20 protein-coding genes are annotated in these 21,781 nt (G+C 60.9%); 10 read left to right on the top strand and 10 right to left on the bottom strand.

All coding sequences use genetic code 11. From position 1 onward, the window contains the following. Positions 1-129: 129 nt before the first annotated feature. The 6 genes from SB772_RS30765 to SB772_RS30740 all read right to left on the bottom strand — a co-directional run bounded on the left by SB772_RS30765 (position 130) and on the right by SB772_RS30740 (position 4,578). Positions 130-558 carry an alpha/beta hydrolase gene (locus SB772_RS30765; RefSeq protein WP_410836922.1) on the bottom strand — a complete coding sequence of 143 codons (429 nt, stop codon included), beginning with the start codon at positions 556-558 and terminating at the stop codon, positions 130-132. Positions 559-612: 54 nt separating this feature from the next. Next, entirely contained in the window at positions 613-2,286 is a 1,674-nt protein-coding gene (locus SB772_RS30760; protein WP_410836921.1) for an FAD-dependent oxidoreductase, read from the bottom strand. A gap of 16 nt (positions 2,287-2,302) precedes the next feature. After that, a complete protein-coding gene (locus tag SB772_RS30755; protein WP_410836920.1) occupies positions 2,303-2,554 on the bottom strand; it encodes an aldo/keto reductase in 252 nt (83 codons plus the stop codon). Then, positions 2,484-2,996 carry an aldo/keto reductase gene (locus SB772_RS30750; RefSeq protein WP_410836919.1) on the bottom strand — a complete coding sequence of 171 codons (513 nt, stop codon included), beginning with the start codon at positions 2,994-2,996 and terminating at the stop codon, positions 2,484-2,486. The genes SB772_RS30755 and SB772_RS30750 overlap by 71 nt, the downstream gene beginning before the upstream one ends. After that, positions 2,996-3,862, bottom strand: coding sequence for an NmrA family NAD(P)-binding protein (locus SB772_RS30745; RefSeq protein WP_410836918.1), 867 nt, complete (start codon positions 3,860-3,862; stop codon positions 2,996-2,998). The genes SB772_RS30750 and SB772_RS30745 overlap by 1 nt, the downstream gene beginning before the upstream one ends. Positions 3,863-3,933: 71 nt before the next feature. Further along, positions 3,934-4,578 (bottom strand): serine hydrolase domain-containing protein, encoded by a 645-nt coding sequence (locus tag SB772_RS30740; protein WP_410836917.1) that lies wholly within the window; start codon positions 4,576-4,578, stop codon positions 3,934-3,936. Between the two features lie 365 nt (positions 4,579-4,943). Between SB772_RS30740 and SB772_RS30735 the strand changes: the two genes are divergently transcribed. Beyond that, the gene (locus SB772_RS30735; protein WP_410836916.1) at positions 4,944-5,858 is read left to right on the top strand and encodes a LysR family transcriptional regulator; all 915 of its coding nucleotides are present in this window, start codon (positions 4,944-4,946) and stop codon (positions 5,856-5,858) included. 264 nt (positions 5,859-6,122) lie between these two features. Here SB772_RS30735 and SB772_RS30730 read toward each other — a convergent pair whose 3' ends face one another. After that, positions 6,123-6,710, bottom strand: a complete 588-nt coding sequence (locus SB772_RS30730) for a MarR family winged helix-turn-helix transcriptional regulator (RefSeq protein ID WP_410836915.1) — start codon at positions 6,708-6,710, stop codon at positions 6,123-6,125. A 263-nt stretch (positions 6,711-6,973) separates the two neighbouring features. Between SB772_RS30730 and SB772_RS30725 the strand changes: the two genes are divergently transcribed. The 5 genes from SB772_RS30725 (at position 6,974) to SB772_RS30705 (ending at position 13,022) form a co-directional block, all read left to right on the top strand. Then, the gene (locus tag SB772_RS30725; protein WP_410836970.1) at positions 6,974-8,299 is read left to right on the top strand and encodes an MFS transporter; all 1,326 of its coding nucleotides are present in this window, start codon (positions 6,974-6,976) and stop codon (positions 8,297-8,299) included. Between the two features lie 187 nt (positions 8,300-8,486). Next, a complete protein-coding gene (locus SB772_RS30720; protein WP_410836914.1) occupies positions 8,487-9,461 on the top strand; it encodes a PDR/VanB family oxidoreductase in 975 nt (324 codons plus the stop codon). Positions 9,462-9,501: 40 nt separating this feature from the next. After that, a complete protein-coding gene (locus SB772_RS30715) occupies positions 9,502-10,827 on the top strand; it encodes a Rieske 2Fe-2S domain-containing protein (protein WP_410836913.1) in 1,326 nt (441 codons plus the stop codon). Then, positions 10,827-12,002 carry a Gfo/Idh/MocA family protein gene (locus SB772_RS30710; protein WP_410836912.1) on the top strand — a complete coding sequence of 392 codons (1,176 nt, stop codon included), beginning with the start codon at positions 10,827-10,829 and terminating at the stop codon, positions 12,000-12,002. The genes SB772_RS30715 and SB772_RS30710 overlap by 1 nt, the downstream gene beginning before the upstream one ends. Positions 12,003-12,029: 27 nt before the next feature. Then, positions 12,030-13,022, top strand: a complete 993-nt coding sequence (locus tag SB772_RS30705) for an ABC transporter substrate-binding protein (protein ID WP_410836911.1) — start codon at positions 12,030-12,032, stop codon at positions 13,020-13,022. Positions 13,023-13,267: 245 nt separating this feature from the next. Here SB772_RS30705 and SB772_RS30700 read toward each other — a convergent pair whose 3' ends face one another. The 3 genes from SB772_RS30700 to SB772_RS30690 form a co-directional block, all read right to left on the bottom strand. Continuing rightward, a complete protein-coding gene (locus tag SB772_RS30700; RefSeq protein WP_410836910.1) occupies positions 13,268-13,597 on the bottom strand; it encodes a DUF4148 domain-containing protein in 330 nt (109 codons plus the stop codon). Between the two features lie 177 nt (positions 13,598-13,774). Next, positions 13,775-14,845, bottom strand: a complete 1,071-nt coding sequence (locus tag SB772_RS30695) for an aldose epimerase family protein (RefSeq protein WP_410836909.1) — start codon at positions 14,843-14,845, stop codon at positions 13,775-13,777. Positions 14,846-14,877: 32 nt separating this feature from the next. Further along, positions 14,878-16,095, bottom strand: coding sequence for a XylR family transcriptional regulator (locus tag SB772_RS30690; RefSeq protein WP_410836908.1), 1,218 nt, complete (start codon positions 16,093-16,095; stop codon positions 14,878-14,880). A gap of 310 nt (positions 16,096-16,405) precedes the next feature. On the opposite strand from SB772_RS30690, the gene xylA reads away from it, so the two are divergent. The 4 genes from xylA (at position 16,406) to SB772_RS30670 (ending at position 21,779) form a co-directional block, all read left to right on the top strand. After that, positions 16,406-17,728 carry a xylose isomerase gene (xylA, locus tag SB772_RS30685; protein ID WP_410836907.1) on the top strand — a complete coding sequence of 441 codons (1,323 nt, stop codon included), beginning with the start codon at positions 16,406-16,408 and terminating at the stop codon, positions 17,726-17,728. A gap of 178 nt (positions 17,729-17,906) precedes the next feature. Then, a complete protein-coding gene (xylF, locus tag SB772_RS30680; RefSeq protein ID WP_410836906.1) occupies positions 17,907-18,935 on the top strand; it encodes a D-xylose ABC transporter substrate-binding protein in 1,029 nt (342 codons plus the stop codon). A gap of 79 nt (positions 18,936-19,014) precedes the next feature. Then, positions 19,015-20,583: a D-xylose ABC transporter ATP-binding protein gene (gene xylG / locus SB772_RS30675; protein ID WP_410836905.1), complete on the top strand. Its 1,569-nt coding sequence runs from the start codon at positions 19,015-19,017 to the stop codon at positions 20,581-20,583. Further along, positions 20,580-21,779, top strand: a complete 1,200-nt coding sequence (locus SB772_RS30670) for a sugar ABC transporter permease (RefSeq protein ID WP_410836904.1) — start codon at positions 20,580-20,582, stop codon at positions 21,777-21,779. The genes xylG and SB772_RS30670 overlap by 4 nt, the downstream gene beginning before the upstream one ends. Positions 21,780-21,781 lie beyond the last annotated feature (2 nt).

Genomic DNA, 21,781 nt, shown 5'->3' with positions numbered 1-21,781 from the left:
TGATCATCGCCCGACTTGCGGCGTGCTCCCCGTGACATACGTCACGTACCTTAAGTTTGGTCAGGTCGCACGGTTTGCTGCGGCGGGATCACGCCTGCCCTTGACCTGCTAAAGCGACTCGCTCGAAATTCAAACGGCATACCAACTTGGCTTGGAATGCCAGGCAGCTGTCGTGCGCTCACCAAATAGCGAAGCGGCCGTGGGCCACTGCGCGGCATAGAGCTCATTCGCCTTTTCTGGCGTGACGCCGTTGGCGAAATAGTTCAGGAAAGCGTCCTCAGATATCACAGTTTGTCCGTTGTTATTCTTAACGCCGGCTCGGACTGGCATGGTAGGAAACTTACCGGACAATGCGACGAAGTCCTCATTTGCGTCTGGTGCGCGAGCGGCGACGTACACCAGGGCTGACACTTTCGGGTCCGTTCCCACGTCACTGACAACTGTGCCTGCCCACGAATGTCCGACCAGCACGGTAGGGCCATCCTTCTGCGCAATTGCACTGTGCAGCGCCAGCCGTGAATGGACGCTACCGAAAAATGCAAATGCCAGTAGATCCACAGGAGACACTCGACCCTCTCCATAGCGGACGAATTGGGTAACGCTCGACAGACGTCACCCGCAGCTTGCAAGATATTGGTGAACGGCCTGAATGGCGGCTGCCCCCTCTCCCACGGCAGCCGCCACTCTCTTGACGGAGCCACTCCGCACGTCACCGGCGGCAAAGATACCGGGCCGGCTTGTCTCGAGATCATGCGGCGGCCGAACTGCTTTCCACTTGTCGCCGGTAGCGGCGCCGGTCAGCACAAACCCATCCTTGTCCAAGGCGACGCAATCGCCAAGCCACCGGGTATTAGGCCGAGCTCCAAGAAAAAGAAAAACGTGCTGGATGGACTTGTGTTCGACCTGCCCCTGCCGGTCCCACCTTATCGCCTCAAGTTTCGACTCGCCGCATAACTCGACGATCGTTGTCCTCGTGTGAAGCGTGATGTTGGCTGCCGCGTTGATCCGCCTGATCAAATAATCCGACATGCTTGCACTGAGCCCGTCGCCGCGAATAACGACATGAACATGAAGTGCGAACCTCGCAAGGAATACCGCAGCCTGTCCGGCCGAATTTCCACCGCCAACCACAATCAACTCCTGGTTGTTGCAGAACGCAGCCTCCATGAATGTTGCGCTGTAGTAGATGCCGCGACCCTCGAAATGCTCCAGGCGAGTAATCTCCGGCTTCCGATAACGCGCACCGGTAGCAATGACGACAGCGCGAGCGTGAACGCCCTCGTCATGATCAAGTCCGATCTGAAAGGATTGGGCGTCCGCGCATTCGATCGTCAGTGCCTCGATAGGCACACCGACTTCGGCCCCGAACTTGCGACATTGAGACAGGCCGCGGCCGGCCAACGCCTGCCCCGATATGCCAGTCGGAAATCCAAAGTAATTCTCGATCTTCGAACTGGTGCCCGCCTGGCCCCCCGGCGCCTTGGCATCCAGAACCGCCACCTTCAGCCCCTCTGATGCGGCATAAACCGCGGCCGCGAGGCCTGCGGGTCCCGCGCCGACCACAACGAGGTCGAAGCGCGCGCCATTCAGCCTGTCTGGACTCAGGCCGATAGCATCTGCGACGGCCCTGTGGCTGGGTCGCCTGAGCACGGCGCCTTGCAACGTGACCACAATCGGGATGTCGGCTTCCGTTGCGCCATAACGTGTCAGGAGTTCTTTTGTCTCGGTGTGCTCGACAATATCGAAGTAGGCAGAGGGCTGACCGTTGCGGCTCAGGAAGTGACGCAGGTGCAGCGTAGGGGCGGAGGCCGTGCTGCCAATCACCACCACGCCTGCGTGCTGCCCCTGGATAAAAGCAACCCGGCGCAGGATATAGGCGCGCATGATGGTTTCGCTTAACTCCGCTTCAGCAATCACGAGCGCGCGGAGTGATTCCTCATCGATGACGATGACCTCGCAATCGGAAACGGCGCGTGTCGTGGCCGCCGCGGCCCGGCCGGCGAGCGTGCCAACCTCGCCGGTGAAACTGCCGGGGCCATGTGTGCCCAGCAATTGGGGGCCCTGAACGGATGCTCTGGTCGCCTCGATCGTTCCGGAGAGAATGGCGAACATCGCGATATGCCGGTCGCCTTCGGAATAGAGGATGTCGTCGGCTTTCAGCCTGCGTCGCTCACCGTATCGCTCCAATATCGCCAGCTGCGTTTCGTCCAGAGTGGGATACACCTGATGGTAGCGGCTGCCGCCTGACAACAGCTCGTCGGGATTGCCTGAAGAGGCGTTGCTCATGGCGGGCTCCATCAAGTCAAGTCAAGATGCGATCCTTGTCGTGGAACTGCTGCATCCAGTGTGGATATGTTACCTCTGGTTGCGACACGCGATCGAGCCGGTCTCTCTGCGTGCCCGAAAGAACCAGCCGCTGCGCGTTCAGGTTATCTTCGAGCTGAGCCTCGGTGCGTGCACCGATGATCACCGAGGTCACTTCGCTACGTCCCAATACCCACGCCAGTGCAACCTGTGCCGGCGTCGAATCGAGTTCCGTCGCGACCTTTCGCAATTCGAAAACAATGGGGTCGGCCTTCAGTCAGCGAATAGTGGTCCTGGTTGCTTACCACGCGGGTCCAATGCGTGCATGCCGTAATCCCATGTACGCGCTCGAGGTCACCCGCGCTGAAATTGCACACGCCGATATGCCGGACCTTCCCTTGCGTCACGAGGTCGTCCAGTGCGCGCAGCGTTTCCTCGATTGGCACCAGTGCGTCACGGTCGTGTAACTGGAACAGATCGATGTGATCGCGCCCGATCCGCTTGAGACTGCGTTCCACCGACCGCATGATGTGCGAGCGGCCAAGCCCGACCTCGTTCGGCCCTTGTCCCGTGCGCAACCGGACCTTTGTTGCGACCAGCATGCGTGTCTCGTCAAAGCCGAGGTCGGACAGTACCTGTCCGACGACCTCCTCCGATTTCCCCTGCCGCGCGTCAGTCGAACCAAGCGGCATTAGCCGGCTTGCGACACTAGCCGCCGAAGTACCGTTTCCAGTTCCACTTGGCCCTTGACCACAGTTGCCTCATCCCCTTCGAAGTCGATCCAGCCCTCGTTAAAGCCATCGAGCATCTGGATGCGCGGCATCGGGTCTTTCGTACCTTGTGCCCTGAACAATGCACCCCACGTTTCGCGCGGAACGGCCTCGGCACGAACCGGGCGCCCGAGAATTTCGGCGAACGCCGCTGCGAGGTCGTTCGGACTCACGCGCTGCGGCCCTTCCAGCTCCACCACACGCTTGCCGTTCCAGGTCTCCTGCAGCAGTTGCGCAGCAACGCGCCCGACATCCGCTGTCGCGACCATCGGCACGACTTTGTCGAGCGGTTGCAGAAAACTGTGAACGACCCCTCCGTCGCGCGCCGGGCCGACGTCCCATGCAGCGTTCTCCATGAACCAGCCGGGACGCAGGAACGTGACTGGCATCGGCAGGTCACTGAGCGCCTGTTCCATCAGAGTGCGCTGGGTCAGCAGGTTGGATTGGGTCGCCTGCGCGCCTATCGTCGAAAGACAGACGACCTTGCCGGGACGCGCTGATTCGAGCGCTGCCTTCACGGCGTCGATGACCGCACACGCCTCCGGAAAGCCCGGCAACGGATCGAATTCGGACGGCGGCAGGATGAAGACCCCGGTGGCGCCTTCGAATGCGGCGGAGAGCGACGCCGCATCGTCCATGTTAGCGGCCGCCACTTCGCAGCCACGCTCGGCCCATGCCTGTGCGCGCCCAGCGTCGCGCACGACGGCGCGCACGCGTTGATTGGCAGAGAGCAGCGTCTGCGCGAGGGCGCCGCCGACCTTTCCGGTAATGCCTGTGATGACGTACATGATCTAGCTTCCTTGTCTGGTTAAGTGCTGCCGTATCGGTGTGCGGCGTGATAGTGATGAGCGGGTCTATGTCAGGCGCGGCTGAGTCCGCCGTACAGTCCCTCTTCGAACTTCCCGTAAAGGTCCACGATGCGCGGATCGTAGAAGGGCAGAACCTGGGTAAACACGGTCCCCGTGACCCGCTTGACCGGATCGAGCCAGAAATAGCAGTTCAGAAGGCCCGCCCAGCTGACGCTGCCGGCGCTGCGCCCGTGTGGCCCAGGTTGCGTGTTGATGTCGAACGACAGTCCCCATTTGTGTGTCATCCCCGGAAACTGGTCAAAACTGTTCGACCAGACTGGCTGCGCGGTTTTCAATTCCGTCACCTGCAGATCGCCGATGTGGTTGCGGAACATTGACGCCACGGTGTCTGCCTGCAGAATCCGGGCGTCTCTGTAGGTGCCGCCATGCAGGAGCATCTGCAGGAATGTCATGTAATCGCGCGGCGTGCTGAATGCACCGCCGCCGCCCATGAAAAACTCGGGACGCTGGTTGATCTCGAACGGCTCGGGTTTGAGCGAGCCGTCCGACTGGCGGTGGTACATCGTCGCCACCCGGCGCTTCTGCGCGCTGCTGATCAGAAATCCCGAATTGCTCATGCCGAGCGGCGTGAAAATGTGCTCCCGGAAGTAGACCTCTAGCGACTGATCGGTCACTGCCTCAACAAGCTTGCCCACCAGCGACAGGGAAGGCGATGGCGGCTGCGATGGCAAGTGCGAGATGACGGGTACTCATGGCGATGCTCCTTTGGGTCGTTAAGGTTGAAACGTACTGTTGGGATGCATTGTGGGTAAACGCGATGAGAAACTAAATGACACGAATGACATTTGTGAGATGACGGATAGTTACTAATGAGTCATAGTGCGGTTTTTGACGCACTGTGCAGCGCCAGCCAGTAACGGCCCTGGCACGGTACTGAATCGAGTGTTCGGGACCGGCGGCGTGGCCTTCGATCGCGGCGGCGAGTCGGAATCGTCCTGCGTGCTATGTTGGCGTTCGACTGAACGTCTTCCGATCATTAAATGACCAGAATGCAGCGCCTATGAGATCGTCCAGCGAGAATCTCTCCAGCGGTATCAGCGTATTTGCTGCCGTCGTCGATGCGGGGACATTCGCAGCCGCCTCCGAATTGATGGGTATGTCGCCACCCGGGGTTAGCCGGGCAATCGCTCGACTCGAAAGGCGGCTGAAGATACGGCTCTTCAATCGGACGACCCGCGCTGTTTCCCTTACGGAAGAGGGCCGACGGTTCTACGAGCAGGTCATGCCGCACTTGAGGGGAATGGAGGAAGCGGCCGCAGCCGCGGCCGGAGGTGCAGCGACAGTGCGCGGGAAGCTGCGAATCAATCTTGATCCGGTTTTTTCGCGAATCATTCTGGGCCCGAAGCTCGACGAATTCATGGATGTGCATCCTGAACTTGAACTCGAGTTCATTGCGAGAGATCAACTCGGCGACCTCATCATGGACGGTTTCGATCTGGCCTTGCGATTTGGCGAGCCTCGCTCATCCAGTCTGGTTGCGCGAAAGCTGCTTGACACGGCGGTTGTCACTGTCGCATCGCCCTCGTACCTCGCTCGCCGGGGGCGGCCAGCGGAGCCTCAAGAGCTGGGTCGCGGTGTGCACAGGTGTCTCGAATTCCGAAACCCGGATACCGGAAAGCCGTATCCGTGGGAGTTTCATCGCAAGCGCAAAAAGCTTGTTGTCGAAACGAATGGACGGCTTACGGTGAACGATCCGAGCGCACTCCTCAACGCGTGCCTGGCCGGCTCTGGCGTCGCGCAGATGCTTCTGCTCGGAGCCGAGCACCTGATCCGGGAGGGACGGCTCGTCAACCTGTTCCCAGACTGGCCGGATGAGCGCTTCCCGCTCTATGCGTACCATCCGTCGCGGCACCACATGCCGGCCAAGACAAGGGTATTTCTTGACTTTATCGTCGCTTTGACGAGTACGAGTTAGCAAGTCGAAATAGGCCAGTTGTCGCGAATCCATGCGAATCCAGAACGATACTGACGTCGACTGTCGCGAGCCGAACTTAAATCTGCGGTCTACCACGCAGCAGTTCGAGAATCGCCGCTGCGCAGGATCGTCCGCGCATCTGACTGATAGGCCGAACGTCAGCACCGTCATGAACGATCCGAAGCTGCAATCGTTGTCGCAGTCCAAGCATCTGCGATACCAGTGATGTTCTTTTCAGTATCAAGCCACGCTTGCTCTTAGCTCTTAAGCGTCCTCCCACGCTTCACCGCGCTCGGCAATCAGCTTGCCAAGTTCGCGAGTGGAAAGTACGCGTCGCATGGGGTTCGTCGAGCCCGACTCGTCGTCTGCCAGATTCTCAATAATCATAAGCAGCACTTTGCGCGCGGTCTTGATATCGCGTTCGCTTAGGCCGGTCACGCTTATCTCGTTTACTTCCTCCGCGAGCGGCACGAGCTTGTCCTTCAGCGCGCGGCCCTCGGCGGTGAGATATACGTGCGTGTTCTTCTTGTTCTCGGGACGCTGCTGACGCTCGACCAGTCCAAGTTTTTCCATCGCCGTCACGGCGGCGAACGTGGTGGGCGCCATCACGCCCGCCTGCTCGCTCAGTTCGCGCTGCGTGAGCCCGTCCGTTTCCCAGAGGATGCGCAGGAAGGTCCAGTGCCCGAATGACACCGAGTGCTCCGCGAGCCGCATTTGCAACGCGCGCACCATCGATCGCGAGGCGTCTTTCACAAGGTGTGCGAGGCGGTCGTTCGGCACCGATTCGTGCCAGTGGCGCAGCATCTCCGCGGTTTCACGCGGCGTGCCTTCAACAGTCTTCTTTGGTGTCATGGCGGTATCGAGTTCCAGAGTGCAGGTCTTTCTCTACATGATAGCTGCTTGGTGTTCCGTCTTGCGCGTCCGGCGTCGGCCATGGCCTTCTCGGTGCAAACCCGAACTTGTTTCCGAGCGATCGTCTCCCTACCATTATGATTAGATATCGAAGAAAAAATAGCGGATGCCTCGACACGCGGTCACACTTCGCGCGCCGGTGTGTCGCCCTCATGCACGGAAATTGGAGACGTTTAGTGGCCAAATCCACAGTCACGCAATTCATGTCGGAATCGGACGCGACGGCAGCCCGCGTCGAGGCCACGTATCACAAGGTCACCTGGCGACTGATGTCGTTCATCTTCGTCTGCTGGGTGCTGAATTATCTGGACCGCGTGAACGTGAGCTTCGCGCAATTGCATCTGAAGCAGGATCTCGGCTTGTCCGATGCGGCTTATGGCCTCGGCGTCAGCCTGTTCTTCATCGGCTATATCTCGCTGGAAGTGCCGAGCACGCTCTGGCTCAAGAAGATTGGCGCACGCCTCACTGTCTCGCGCATCATGGTCCTGTGGGGCGGCATTTCCACCGCCATGGCCTTCATGACCACGCCGACGCAGTTCTATATCGCGCGAATCCTGCTCGGCGCGGCCGAGGCCGGTTTCTGGCCCGGCATCATTCTGTACCTGACGTACTGGTATCCGGGCGCACGGCGCGCGCGCATCACGTCACGCTTTCTGCTGGCCATCGCGGCGGCGGGCATCATTGGCGGGCCGCTGTCCGGCTGGATCCTGCATAACTTCGTCGATGTGCTGGGCTACAAGAATTGGCAGTGGCTGTTCTTTCTCGAAGGACTGCCCGCGCTGCTGATGGGCGTTGTCGCGTTCTTCTACCTCGTCGATCGTCCGCAGGACGCGCGCTGGCTCGACGACGAGCAGAAGAAGATCATCCTTGATGCGCTCGCCGCAGACCGCGCCGAGAAGAAGCCCGCAAAGCACACGCATCATCAGTTGCTGGTCGCGCTGAGGGACCCGCGCGTGTATATCCTCGCGGCAGGCTGGGGCACGGTGCCCCTGTGCGGCACGATCCTCAACTACTGGACGCCGACCATCATTCGTCAGGCAGGCGTTTCGGACGTGCTCAACGTGGGCCTGCTGTCGGCGTTGCCGTACATCATCGGCGCGCTCGGGATGTTCGCGGTCGCGCGCAGTTCGGACGTCACGCTCGAGCGGCGCTGGCATTTCTTCGGGTGCACGGCGGTCGGCGCGTTGGGCGGCTTTCTGCTGCCCGTACTGTCGGGCAACACCACGGCGGCCATCGTCTGTCTGGGGATGATCTCCATTTCCTACTTCGGCGCGGCGGCCATTATCTGGTCGATCCCTCCCGCATATCTATCCGATGATGCCGCCGCCGCAGGCATCGGCGCGATCAGCAGCCTGGGGCAAGTGGGCGCGTTCTGTGGACCGATCGCGCTCGGCTGGATCAAGACGATGACGGGCAGCCTTGCGATCGGCCTATCCGCGATCGCCGCGCTCGTGATGCTTGGCGGACTCGCGGTGCTGATTGGCGTGCCGGCCAATACGCTGCGCGAGCACGCGGAAAAGCAATCTTAGCGTTCAGTTCTCGCAGCAGGGGCGGCGTCTTCGATGTGAAGGCGCCGTTTTCATTTGCGTCATCCGAACGATTTCAGGGAAAACCCTCTTGCTTCTAAATGATTAGATATCTAATATAAACGTCATGGTGATCGACGCCGGAGGGATGGTGTCATCGAATGAAGACAAATGCGGGAGAGCAGGTGCAATGAGCGATTCGGCCAGCAACGAACTGTCATTCAGGACGCTCGTGGTGACGAAGAAGGACCCGGTGGCGGAAGGCATCTTCCGTTTCGAGCTCCGCGATGAAGAAGGGCGCGGACTGCCGCCCTTCACGGCGGGCGCGCACTTGACGGTGCGCGTGCCGAGCGGCGCGAACCGCAACTATTCGCTGTGCAACGATCCTGACGAAACGGACCGCTACGTGATCGCCGTGAAGCGCGACGCAGCGGGCCGCGGCGGCTCGGTCAGCATGACGGATGACGTCGCGAAAGGCGGCCGCATCGAAGTTTCCGAGCCGCGCAACGAATTCGAACTGAGCGAACGCGCGCGCAGCTTTGTGTTCGTCGCGGGCGGCATTGGCATCACCCCGATTCTCTCGATGATGCGTCACCTCAAGGCCACCGGCGGCCCGCGCTTCAAGCTCTATTACGTCTCGCGCAGCCCGGAGACGACGGCGTTCCTCGAGGAACTAAGCAGCGCGGAATGGAAGCCGCACGTCGTCGTGCATCACGATCATGGTGATCTCGCCAATGCGTTCGACTTCTGGCCTGTTTTCGAAAAGCCCGGCAGCGGTGCACACGTCTACTGCTGCGGCCCGCGCGCGCTGATGGACGGCGTGCGCGACATGACTGGTCACTGGCCGACAGGCAGCGTGCATTTCGAGAGCTTCGGCGTGGATCAGTCGCGCGCGGCCGAGAACACGCCGTTCAGCGTGAGGCTCGAGCGATCGGGCCGCTGCTTCGACATTCCGAAGGACCGCTCGATCCTCGAAATCCTGCGCGACAACGGCATCCGCGCGCCGAGTTCATGCGAAAGCGGCACATGCGGATCGTGTCGCACGACGCTGTGTGCGGGCGAAGCGGATCATCGCGACATGGTGCTCGACGACGACGAGAAGCGCGGCCAGATCATGATCTGCGTGTCGCGCGCAAAGAGCGAAGAACTGGTGCTGGACCTCTGAAAATCATCCCCATTGAATACGTTGGTCAGGAGAAGCGTAAATGCTCACGCGTGAAGAAAACGAATTGCTGTGTCGTGTCGAAGGCGATGCCCCGATGGGCCAGTTGATGCGCCGTCATTGGACGCCCGTGTGTCTCATCGAAGAAATCAGCGAGCCGGACGGCGCGCCCGTGAAAGCGCGCGTGTTCGGCGAGGACCTCGTGGTGTTCCGCGACACTGACGGCAACGTCGGCGTGATGGACGAATACTGTCCGCATCGGCGAGTGTCGCTCGTGTATGGGCGCAACGAGGATTGCGGCCTGCGCTGCCTCTATCACGGCTGGAAGATGGACGTAAAGGGCAACGTGATCGAAATGGTGTCCGAGCCTTCGTGCAGCGACATGACCAGGAAGGTGAAGCACAAGGCCTACGAGACGAAGGAATGGGGCGGTTTCGTCTGGGCGTACATGGGCCCGCAGGACGCAATACCTGAATTCGTGCCGCCCGCCTGGGCGCCGACCGAGGACACGCGCGTCAGCATCGCTAAGGCGATTTTGCCGTGCAATTGGGCGCAGATTCTCGAAGGTGCGATCGATTCCGCGCATAGCTCGAGCCTGCATTCGTCGGACTTTGTGCCGGCGCGTGTGGGCGGTGCAGAAGCGACGTCGAAGAACTGGCTGCGTCCGTCGACGGACAAGGCGCCGCGTCTGCAGGTGCATCGCACGAGTTACGGCTTCCGCTATGCTGCGCTGCGCCGCCCAATCCAGAACGCGTCCACGCACGATTACGTGCGTTCTACCGTGTTCGTCGCGCCGGCTACCGTGCTCATTCCACCGAACAACCTGTACAACGTGGCCAACATCAACGTGCCGTGCGACGACACCAGCACCGCGTTCTATTTCATGGCGTGGGGTCATCCTGACAAGACACCCGAAACCGAGACGTGGCGCAAGTTTCTCGGACAGCAAGTCGGTATTGATCTCGACGAGTTCTACCGGCCGCTGCGCAACCACGACAACCGTTTCTGGCAGGATCGTGAAGCGATGAAGGCGGGCAACTTCACCGGCATCAAGGGCTTTCCGAATCAGGACATAGCGATGTGGCTGACGATGGGCCCGATCGCGGATCGTACCGAAGAGCGGCTCGGCGCGAGCGACGTCGCCGTGGTCGAATTCCGCCGCCGCATGCTCGATGCGCTGAAGGAATTCCAGTCGGGCGAAACGGCGATCGGAGTCGGCGAGGACGCGATACCGCGCAGCGTGTGCTCGTTCCAGGCGATGGTGCCGAAGGACACCGACTGGAAGCAGTACGTCGCGCATCCGGTGTGGGTTGAGCCTGGTGAAGAAGCGGCGCCGGAACTCGAGCGGAACTATCAGGTTCAAGTCTGATGGAAAAAATCCGACTCGGCATTGCGGGTCTCGGCCGCGCATTCTCGCTGATGCTGCCGACGTTTCTCGCTGACACACGCGTGCAACTCGTCGGCGCGTGCGATCCTCGCGCGCAGGCACGCAAGCAGTTCGAAGCCGATTTCGACGCACCCGCCTTCGACGATATCGAGGCGCTCGCGCGCCTGCAGGACATCGATGCGATCTATATCGCGAGTCCGCATCAGTTTCATGCGGCGCACACGCGGATTGCGGCATCGCACGGCAAGCACGTGCTCGTTGAGAAGCCGATGGCGTTGTCGCTCGACGAATGCGACGACATGATCGCCGCATGCAGCGACGCGAGTGTGCATCTGATCGTCGGTCATTGCCATAGCTTCGATACGCCATATCTGCGCACACGTGAACTGGTCGCATCGGGCGCGTACGGCGACGTGAAGATGATCCAGGCGCTCAACTACACCGACTATCTGTTCCGTCCGCGCAGGCCGGAGGAACTGAAGACTGAAGAGGGCGGCGGAGCCGTCTTCAGCCAGGCCGCGCATCAGGTCGATATCGTTCGGCTGCTCGCAGGCAGCCGCGCGACGCGCCTCCGAGCGGCAGTGGGCAAATGGGATCGGGCGCGTCCGACCGAAGGCGCCTACACCGCGACCATCTGGTTCGAGAACGGCGCCTTCGCGACGCTCGCATACAACGGCTACGCCCATTTCGATTCGGACGAGTGGACCGGCTGGATCGGCGAGATGGGACAGACACGCGGCGCCGACGAATACGGCAACGCGCGCCGCAAGTTGGCACGCGTGGAGTCTGAGGAAGAAGAAGCGCGGCTGAAAGCTGCAGGCACCTATGGCGGCAACGCCTACACGCCGCTTTCCCAGACAACGCCCGAAGCGCGCAAGCGTCATCAGCACTTCGGGCCGCTCATCGTGTCATGCGAGCACGGCGATCTGCGGCCGATGCCCGATGCCATCGTCGTCTACGGTGATGAACGCCGGGAGCGCGTCGAACTCGACGCGCCTGCCGTGCCGCGCGCCGAAGTCATCGACGAACTTATCGCCGCCGTGCATGGCGATATCGCGCCGCTGCACGATGGTGTCTGGGCGCGCGGCACGCTCGAAATCTGCCTCGCGATGCTGCGATCCAGCGCAGAACAGTGCGACGTGCTCATCGGCGGCTAGAAAACCAATCATCAGGGAACTTTGAATATGGGCAAGCTCAATCTGTCGGTCGCGGTAGGCAACTATGACCGCATGCGTCCTCTCGTGGACGGCGAGGTGCAGATCGACGGCGTCGATCCGGTCTTCATGCTGCAAGACCCCGAGGAGATCTTCTTCCGGGCGTTCCGTCATGCCGATTACGACATCTGCGAACTGTCGCTCTCCAGCTATAGCGTGAAGACGGCGGCCGGCACGAGTCCGTATATCGGCGTGCCGATCTTTCCGTCGCGCGCGTTCCGGCATACGTCGATCTATGTGCGCAACGATCGAGGCATCGATACGGCCGCTGATCTGAAGGGCAAGCGCATCGGCGTGCCCGAGTATCAATTGACGGCCAATGTGTGGGCGCGTTTGTTTCTCGAAGAGGATCACGGTCTGAAGGCGTCGGACGTGACCTGGGTACGCGGTGGCTACGAGGAAACGGGCCGCGAGGAGAAGATCAGGCTTAACCTGCCCGCCGATGTGCGTTTGGAGAACGCACCGTCGAACGCGACGATCACGGGCCTTCTGGCATCCGGCGAAATCGATGCGGTCATCGGCCCGCGAGCGCCGTCGTGCTTCACGAACGGTCATCCGAACGTGAAGTATCTCTACGACGATCCGCAGAAGGCCGCCGCCGACTGGTACACACGCACGAAGCTGTTCCCGATCATGCATCTGCTGGGCGTGCGCCGGACGCTGGCGGAGCAGCATCCGTGGCTGCCGGGCGCGATCGCGAAGGCGTTCGAGAAAAGCAAGGCCGTCGCGCTCGCGAAACTGAGCGACACCTCCGCGACCAAAGTGACGCTGCCCTTCGTCGAAGAGCAGTTGCGCAACGCGCGCCGTTTGATGGGCCACGACTTCTGGTCGTACGGCTTCGAGCCGAACCGTCATGTGCTGTCGCGCTTCCTGACGCGGCATCACCAGGAAGGCTTGTCGAACCGGTTGCTGCAGCCGGAAGAGCTGTTTCATCCCGCCACGCTGGAGAGCTTCAAAATCTGATATCGGCGACGTCTCGCGGGCCCCTTTACAACGCGTTCGATGCGCCGTCGAGACCGGCGCATCGGGCGTGCTCCTCACATCACAAGCAAGAACAATGAAAAGAAACCTGATCGCCTCGCTGATTGCGGCGGGGTGTGTGTGCGCGTCCGCGCACGATTGCGACGCAGAGCAATACGCAAAGCCGTGCCATGTTTGGCGTCTCTTACGACTTCCGCCCGGTGACGGAACTACGCGACGGTAGCGCCTTACTGACCGCCCATGGCTGGCTCTTCCGGCTTCGCGTTCGCAGCGTCGCCGTTGTGGCCGGCCTGCGACGCACCGTTAGCCGAAGGACCATAGCCGGTCGTGTCGGCTTGCGCGGTGGCATTTTTTGCCGCAACGCGTGCTTCCGCAGCCTGAATGTCCGCGGGATAGGTGGCGTCGGTTGACGCAGCAGGGTTGTAGCCCGCTTGCTCGAGTTGACGCAATTCAGCCTTGACCTCCGCACGCGTGACCGGTTGATTCGATTGTGCGAATGAAGCGACTGGGGCGGCGATCACGACTGCCAGCGCCACCGCCTTGATCAACGATTTCATGATGCTTCCCTCCGAGAACTGTTTTATCCGGCGCCGCGCAACATGTATTCCGCAACTGATAGACAAATTCTAGGAAGCAGCAAATCCAGGGGAAACCCCCGATCACGTAATTCAGTCTTGCAGGAAATAAAGAGTCGGAATTGTAAGGAAGCCTGCGTTAAACCATAAGGTATCGGCTTAAACGCCGCTGCGTACGCCGATCCGATACTGGGTCACCTGACGATACGGATTGCCGATCCGTAGCACAACCTGTTCCTGCTCAGCCATATTGACCTGATTCGGAAAACCGCCCGCTTCGAGGCAAAACCCGGCGTGAGGCTGGTATGCGATGCCGCCGCGTCCCGTGTCGCCATTCAGCGCATTGCCGGTGTAAAACTGCAAGCCGCGCTGATCGGTCGACACGGTCAGTTCGCGCCCACTGCCAGGATCGTATGCGCAGGCCACGCGGCGCACCTTCGATTCGCCGTCGGCGATGTCATGCAGCACGTAGCAATGATCGAAGCCACCGGCCCGCGCAAGCTGCGTATGCGGCCAGTCCAGCCGTGCGCCGATCGGCGCGCTTTGCCGGAAGTCGAATGCGTTGCCTGCTACGTCGGCACGCTTGCAAGGAATCAGCGCCGCATCGACTTCAAAAAACGTATCGGCGTCGATAGACAAGACATGGCCGCGGATGTCGCTGCCCGGCCGACCTGACAGGTTGAAGTAAGGATGGCTCGTCAGATTGAGCGGCGTCGGCGCATCGGTGACGGCTTCATAGGTGATCGTCAACGTGCCGTCGTCGTCGAGCATGTAGCGCACCTGCACCGTCACATTGCCCGGAAAACCGGCGTCGCCTTCCGGCGATTCAAGCCGCATCACCAGCGAGCCGTTGTCCTCGCTGACGTCCCATAGCGCGCGGTGAAAGCCCTGTGTGCCGCCATGCAACAGGTTGCTCCCTTCGTTGCGATCCAGCGTGTACTCGATGCTGTCGAGCGTGAAGCGCGCATCGGCAATGCGGTTCGCCCACCGGCCGACCAGGCCGCCCATGTAGGTGGTCGCCGCGACATATTCGGCAGGCGTGTCGTGCCCGAGCAGGATATCGCCGAGCCGTCCGGCGCGATCCGGTGCATGCCACGAGACCAGCGTCGCGCCCAGGTCGCTGATGGCGATTTTCATGCCGTGCGTGTTGCGCAGCGTGAAGAGCCGGACAGGATCGCCACCGGGCAATGTGCCCCACGGCTCGGAGGAAATTGGTGCGATGCTGATCATGTCGTCGGTCGAAATAAAAGAAGAAAGCAGTTTCAGCCGGGTGTTGCCGCCGAATTCGCGCGATCCTGATACTCGCGCGGCGTGCAGCCCAGTTCCCGGCGAAAGACCGCGTACATGTATTGCAGAGAAGAGAAACCGCAACGGATTGCGACCTCCGCGCTCGACGCATCGCGCTTAGCAAGCAGTGCCTTCGCGACATCGAGTTTATGACGCAGAATTTCCTGATGCACGGTGCATTGCAATTCGCGCCGGAAATATTCTTCGAGCGACGAGCGCGATACGCCCACGTAATCGGCAACCTGTTCGGTGCGAATTCCCTGGCATGCGTACTGCCGGATGAAGTGCCGCGCGCGCATCACATACGGGCTCGCGAGCGGCTGGTGTTTCGTCGATTCGAGCACGTTGATGCCGACCGGCGGCACGAGAATGCGGCGCCCCGGAAAACGCGCGCCGCGCAGCATCTGGTGCAGCAGGTGAGCGGCGGTGCGGCCCATTTCCTCGGTGCCTTGAATCACCGAAGAAAGCGGAATGCGGGTCAACGTACGCGTGAGCGGATCGTTGTCGATGCCGATGATCGCCACTTCCTCAGGCACAGGGATGCCGGCGATCAGACACGCTTGCAGCAGATGCCGCGCACGCGCGTCGGTTACCGCGACGATGCCGACTGGCTTCGGCAACTGGCGCAGCCATGCCGTGAGTTGCTCGGTCGCCTGATTCCATGATGGCGCACTGGTCGACAGGCCGCGATAGATTTCGGTGTCGATCTGCTTTGCGCTGTGGCCGTCCGCGCTGCGCAGATGAGTGAACGCCAACTCGCGTTGCTGGGCCCAGCGGTTCTCCTGCGCCTGCGGAAGGCTATATAAAGCGAAGTGCTCCAGACCCACGCCGATCAGATGCGTATAAGCGAGCGAGACGAGCTTCGCATTATCAGTCGCGATATAGGGTAAGTCCGGAGGATAGTGCGCTGGATCTTCGAACGAAGAGCCGACCGCGACGACCGGCAACGAACAGTCGCGCAGCGCTTCGCCCACGGCGGGATCGTCGAAATCCGCGATGATGCCGTCGCCGTCGAAGCGCTCGATGCCCGCCAGCCGGCAACGGAAATCCTCTTCGAGGAACAGGTCCCAGGCCACGCGCGTCGACAGCAGGTAATTGCCGATGCCCGTGATGATCTCGCGGTCGTACACCTTGTTCGCGTTGAACAGCAGCGCGATCCGATGGGTCGTCTGTGGCGTTTGAGGGCGGGTCATGGCAGTGGCGGCGGGCGGATCGTGAGGAACCGCTGCGCCCTCGTCTCCTGTTGGGTGGGCATCGAATGCCGCACGGGTTTTTTAAGCGTCTGGTTATTCTAGGCCCTGACGATCGCGCCGGTGTGGGTCAAACGCATAAGCGGTAAGAAACATCAAGCACGCTGTGCAATTTCGCAATTGCCGGTACCTGTCTCAAGCGTCAGCATGGCGTCACCCTGCCGACCCGCACATGATGTTGCGCAGGTTGCAATGCAACATGGGACCTGAGTAAGCGCTAAAGCGCTAACTCAGGTCGACACAGGAGACGCTGATGTCCTACTTCGAACACATTCCGGAAGTTCGCTACGAAGGTCCGCAATCGGATAACCCGCTTGCGTATCACCATTACGACAAGAACAAGCGTGTGCTTGGCAAGACACTCGAAGAACATCTGCGTATCGCCGTCTGCTATTGGCACACGTTCGTCTGGCCTGGTGTCGATATCTTCGGAGAGGGAACGTTTCGGCGTCCATGGCAGCAAGCCGGCGACGCGATGGAGCGGGCGCGGCAAAAAGCCGATTCCGCGTTCGAATTTTTCACGAAGCTCGGCACGCCTTACTACACCTTTCACGATACCGATGTCTCGCCCGAAGGCGAGAGCCTGAAGGAATACAGCGAGAACTTCGGGCGCGTTACCGACTATCTGGCGCGCAAGCAGCAGGACACCGGCATCAAATTGCTGTGGGGCACGGCGAATCTGTTTTCGCATCCGCGTTATGCGGCGGGCGCGGCAACCAGCCCAAATCCTGAGATTTTTGCGTTTGCGGCGACCCAGGTTCGCCACGCGCTCGATGCGACACAGCGGCTCGGCGGCGAGAACTATGTGTTGTGGGGTGGCCGCGAAGGCTATGACACGCTGCTCAATACCGACCTCGTGCGCGAACGCGATCAGTTCGCCCGCTTTCTCCACATGGTGGTCGAACATGCGCACAAGATCGGCTTCAAAGGCGCGCTGCTGATCGAACCGAAGCCGCAGGAGCCGACCAAGCATCAATACGATCACGACGTGGCGACCGTCCACGGTTTCCTGCAGCAATACGGATTGCAGGATGAAATCCGTGTGAATATCGAGGCCAATCACGCGACGCTTGCCGGCCACTCGTTTCATCACGAGATCGCGACCGCGTTCGCGCTCGGCATTTTCGGCAGCGTCGATGCGAATCGCGGCGATCCCCAAAACGGCTGGGATACCGATCAATTTCCAAACAGCGTCGAGGAACTGACGCTGGCCTACTATGAGATCCTCAAGCACGGCGGATTCACGACCGGCGGTATGAACTTCGATGCCAAAGTACGGCGGCAGAGCGTCGATGCCGAGGATCTGTTTTACGGTCACATCGGTGCGATCGACAATCTGGCGCTCGCCGTCGAACGCGCGGCAGTGTTAATCGAGAACGACCGTCTCGAACAGTTCAAGCGTCAGCGATATGCGGGCTGGGACACGGAGTTCGGCCGCAAGATCCTGGCTGGCGGCTATTCGCTGTCGACGCTGGCCACGGACGCGCTGTCGCGTGACCTGAATCCTCAGCATACAAGCGGCCAGCAGGAGCGGCTGGAGAACGTGGTGAATCAGGCGATTTATGGCGTGCGCTGAAGTACCACGCATGCAGTGAAGGCCGCGCAAGACGGCGGGTGGGACATTAAAAAAAATCGCGTGGCCACGTCGACTACGCGAATAAAAGGAAGCTTTGGGTTGTCGTTTGTCCGGCCTTGTGGCTCGCAGCGCAGGCCGTCCAATCCGGTATTCCGGCTATCAGAAGAAGGAGACAGAAATGAAATTCGCAACGCGCCGTACCGTTCTGAGTTCGCTCGTCTGTGGAGCGATACTCGCCAGTCTGTCGCTTGTCGCGCCGCTCGCGCATGCAAGCAAGGATCATCCGGAAATTGGCTTCTGTATCGACGATCTGCGCGTCGAGCGCTGGTCGCGCGATCGCGATTACTTCGTCGCGGCTGCGGAAAAGCTCGGCGCAAAAGTGTCGGTGCAATCGGCCGACGCAAGCGAGGAGCGGCAGATCTCGCAGATCGAAAACCTGATTTCGCGCGGCGTCGACGTGATCGTCATCGTGCCGTTCAATTCGAAGACGCTCGGCAACGTGATCGCCGAAGCGAAGAAGGCGGGCATCAAGGTCGTCTCGTATGACCGGTTGATTCTCGATGCCGATGTCGATGCCTATATCTCGTTCGATAACGAGAAAGTGGGAGAAATGCAGGCACAGGGTGTCTTCAACGCACAGCCGAAGGGCAATTATTTCCTGCTCGGCGGCGCGCCGACCGACAACAACGCGAAGATGCTGCGCGAGGGGCAGCTCAAAGTGTTGAAGCCCGCTATCGATAAAGGCGACATCAAGGTGGTCGGCCAGCAGTGGGTGCCGGAGTGGAGCGCGTCGACGGCGTTGCGCATCGTCGAGGATGCGCTGACGGCGAACAACAACAAGATCGATGCGATCGTCGCATCGAACGACGGCACCGCGGGCGGCGCGATTCAGGCGCTTGCCGCACAGCATATGGCGGGCAAGGTGCCGATCTCGGGGCAGGACGCGGACCTCGCGGCGGTGAAGCGTGTGATCTCCGGCACACAAACGATGACCGTGTACAAACCGCTAAAGCTGATTGCAGGCGAAGCCGCGAAACTCTCGGTCGCGCTTGCGAAGGGCCAAAAGCCGGCCTATAACGCGCAGTACGACAACGGCAAGAAGAAAGTCGACACAGTCCTGCTGCAACCGACGTTGCTGACCAGGAGCAATGTCGATGTCGTAGTCAAGGACGGCTTCTACACCCGGGCCCAGCTCGCGAGCCAATGAGCGTAACGCGTGCGCGGAGGATATCGGTGCGTATTATGCGCACCGGTGCCGCCGCGCGCCTTGCAGCGAGGCATAGCGAATGACGCAACCTTTACTGACGATGCGCGGCATCGTCAAAGCATTCTCCGGCGTGAAGGCGCTCGACGGCATCGACCTGACGGTTGCGCCGGGCGAGTGCATCGGCTTGTGCGGCGAAAACGGCGCGGGCAAATCGACGCTGATGAAAGTGCTGTCCGGCGTTTACCCGTACGGTACCTGGGATGGCGAAATCATCTGGGAAGGCGAGCCGCTGAAGGCCGCAAGCGTGCGCGACACGGAGCGGGCCGGCATCATCATCATTCACCAGGAATTGATGCTGGTGCCGGAGTTGACGGTGGCGGAGAACATCTTCCTCGGCAATGAAATCACGTTGCCAGGCGGCCGGATGAATTACGCCGCGATGTATCGGCGCGCCGATGAGTTACTACGTGAGCTCGATATCGGCGGCATCAACGTCGCGCAACCGGTAATGAACTACGGCGGCGGGCATCAGCAACTGATCGAGATCGCAAAGGCCTTGAACAAGCGCGCGAAGCTGCTGATTCTCGATGAACCGTCGTCGTCGCTCACGGCTTCGGAGACACGCATTCTGCTCGACATCGTGCGCGATCTGAAGCGGCGCGGCGTGGCCTGCGTGTACATCTCGCACAAGCTCGACGAAGTCGAAGCCGTGTGCGACACGATCAGCGTGATTCGTGACGGCCGGCATGTCGCGACCGAGCCGATGCGTGCGCTGACTACCGAGCGCATCATCGCAATGATGGTCGGCCGCGAAATCAAGAACCTGTTTCCGCGCGAACCGCATCCGATCGGCGACGTGATTTTCGAAGCGCGCCACGTCACCTGTTTCGATGTCACCAATCCGCGCCGCAAGCGTGTGAACGACGTATCGTTTGCGCTGCGGCGCGGCGAAATTCTCGGCGTCGCCGGTTTGGTTGGCGCAGGGCGCACGGAGTTGATGCAGGCGATCTTCGGCGCGTATCCGGGGGTGAGCGAAGCGACGGTGGTAATGGAAGGCAAGCCGTTGAAAATTCGCGCGCCCATCGATGCGATTAGCGCGGGCATCGGCATGGTGCCCGAGGACCGCAAGCGGCACGGCATCGTGCCGAATCTGGGTGTCGGTCACAACATCACGCTCGCGGTGTTGCAGCGCTTTGCGACCGGCGGCCGTATCGATTCCGCCGCCGAACTCGATACGATTCACACGGAGATGAAGCGGCTGTCGGTACGCGCCGCGCATCCGATGCTGTCGATCGCAAGCCTGTCGGGCGGCAATCAGCAGAAGGCCGTGCTGACGCGCATGCTACTGACTGATCCCAAAGTGCTGATCCTCGACGAACCTACTCGCGGCGTCGACGTGGGCGCGAAATACGAAATTTACAAACTGATCTTCCAGCTTGCACAGCGTGGCGTGTCGATCGTGATGGTGTCGTCCGAATTGCCTGAGGTGCTCGGTATCAGCGATCGCGTGCTGGTGATCGGCGAGGGCGAATTGCGCGGCGATTTCATCAACAACGGCCTCACGCAGGAGGACATTCTCAGCGCCGCGATCCGTCCCGTGCAGCGATCCCTAAACCGAACCGCACCAACCGCAGCGAGTGCCGCATGACTCCCGACGTTATTACCCAACGCGCCGACAATGCCGCGCCGCGAGGCGCATTCGGCGGCGCGCAGCGCATTCAGCAACTGTTCGCGCGCTACAAGATTCTCGCGTTGCTGATCGCTGTTGCCGCGATCTGGATGTTCTTTTCGTTTCTCACGCACGGTGCGTTCGTCACGCCCCGCAATCTGTCGAATCTGCTGCGGCAGATGTCGATTACCGGCATGCTCGCGTGCGGCATGGTGTTCGTGATCATCGCCGGCGAGATCGATTTGTCGGTGGGCTCGTTGCTCGGTCTGCTCGGCGGCGTTGCGGCGATTCTCGACGTGAACCGTCACTGGCCGATTGGCGTCACGGTGCCCGTGGTGATGCTGCTCGGCGTAGTCATGGGCATGTTCAACGGATGGTGGTCGACCTACCGGCGCGTGCCGTCGTTCATTGTCGGCCTGGGCGGCATGCTGGCTTATCGCGGCATTCTGCTCGGCGTCACCGGCGGCTCGACCATCGCACCGGTCTCCGACAGTTTCGTCTTCGTCGGACAAGGGTATTTACCACGGTTTGTGGGCGATACGCTCGCCGTCGTGCTGTTTCTGCTGCTGACCTTTCTCACCGTGCGGCAGCGGCGCAACCGTGAACGCTATCAGTTGACGGTCGTACCGGTCTGGCAGGACGTCGTGAAGGTCGTCGGCGCGGGCGTGATTCTGGCGGCGTTCGTCGCCACGCTGGATCGTTATGGCGGCATACCGGTGCCGGTTTTGTTGCTGCTCGCGCTGCTCGGCGTTTTCACGTGGATCGCAACGCAGACCGTATTCGGCCGCCGCATCTATGCGGTGGGTTCGAATCTCGAAGCGACGCGGCTATCGGGTGTGAACACCAATCGCGTGAAGCTGGCGATCTTCGCGCTGATGGGGTTGATGTGCGCGTTCGGTGGCATCGTCAATACGGCGCGGCTCGCAGCCGGCTCGCCGTCGGCGGGTTCGATGGGCGAGCTGGATGCGATCGCGGCGTGCTTTATCGGCGGGACGTCGATGCGCGGCGGTTCCGGCACGGTCTATGGGGCATTGATCGGCGCGCTGGTGATGGCGAGCCTCGACAACGGCATGTCGATGCTCGACGTCGATGCGTACTGGCAGATGATCGTGAAGGGCAGCATTCTGGTGCTTGCGGTGTGGATCGATGTGGTGTCGGGGTCGAACCGGCGTTGACG

Origin of the sequence: Paraburkholderia sp. SIMBA_030, from assembly GCF_046535245.1 — a bacterium.
Lineage (GTDB): Bacteria > Pseudomonadota > Gammaproteobacteria > Burkholderiales > Burkholderiaceae > Paraburkholderia.
This window is presented reverse-complemented; position numbering and strand designations above follow the sequence as displayed.

Bases quoted from the DNA above. Each gene is read 5' to 3' on its own strand.
- SB772_RS30745 (WP_410836918.1), bottom strand. From the start codon at position 3,862: ATGTACGTCATCACAGGCATTACCGGAAAGGTCGGCGGCGCCCTCGCG.
- SB772_RS30670 (WP_410836904.1), top strand. From the start codon at position 20,580: ATGACTCCCGACGTTATTACCCAACGCGCCGACAATGCCGCGCCGCGA.
- SB772_RS30705 (WP_410836911.1), top strand. From the start codon at position 12,030: ATGGGCAAGCTCAATCTGTCGGTCGCGGTAGGCAACTATGACCGCATG.
- SB772_RS30700 (WP_410836910.1), bottom strand. From the start codon at position 13,597: ATGAAATCGTTGATCAAGGCGGTGGCGCTGGCAGTCGTGATCGCCGCC.
- SB772_RS30750 (WP_410836919.1), bottom strand. From the start codon at position 2,996: ATGCCGCTTGGTTCGACTGACGCGCGGCAGGGGAAATCGGAGGAGGTC.
- xylG (WP_410836905.1), top strand. From the start codon at position 19,015: ATGACGCAACCTTTACTGACGATGCGCGGCATCGTCAAAGCATTCTCC.
- SB772_RS30720 (WP_410836914.1), top strand. From the start codon at position 8,487: ATGAGCGATTCGGCCAGCAACGAACTGTCATTCAGGACGCTCGTGGTG.
- SB772_RS30715 (WP_410836913.1), top strand. From the start codon at position 9,502: ATGCTCACGCGTGAAGAAAACGAATTGCTGTGTCGTGTCGAAGGCGAT.
- SB772_RS30695 (WP_410836909.1), bottom strand. From the start codon at position 14,845: ATGATCAGCATCGCACCAATTTCCTCCGAGCCGTGGGGCACATTGCCC.
- SB772_RS30730 (WP_410836915.1), bottom strand. From the start codon at position 6,710: ATGACACCAAAGAAGACTGTTGAAGGCACGCCGCGTGAAACCGCGGAG.
- SB772_RS30725 (WP_410836970.1), top strand. From the start codon at position 6,974: ATGTCGGAATCGGACGCGACGGCAGCCCGCGTCGAGGCCACGTATCAC.
- xylF (WP_410836906.1), top strand. From the start codon at position 17,907: ATGAAATTCGCAACGCGCCGTACCGTTCTGAGTTCGCTCGTCTGTGGA.
- SB772_RS30690 (WP_410836908.1), bottom strand. From the start codon at position 16,095: ATGACCCGCCCTCAAACGCCACAGACGACCCATCGGATCGCGCTGCTG.
- SB772_RS30760 (WP_410836921.1), bottom strand. From the start codon at position 2,286: ATGAGCAACGCCTCTTCAGGCAATCCCGACGAGCTGTTGTCAGGCGGC.
- SB772_RS30710 (WP_410836912.1), top strand. From the start codon at position 10,827: ATGGAAAAAATCCGACTCGGCATTGCGGGTCTCGGCCGCGCATTCTCG.
- xylA (WP_410836907.1), top strand. From the start codon at position 16,406: ATGTCCTACTTCGAACACATTCCGGAAGTTCGCTACGAAGGTCCGCAA.
- SB772_RS30735 (WP_410836916.1), top strand. From the start codon at position 4,944: ATGAGATCGTCCAGCGAGAATCTCTCCAGCGGTATCAGCGTATTTGCT.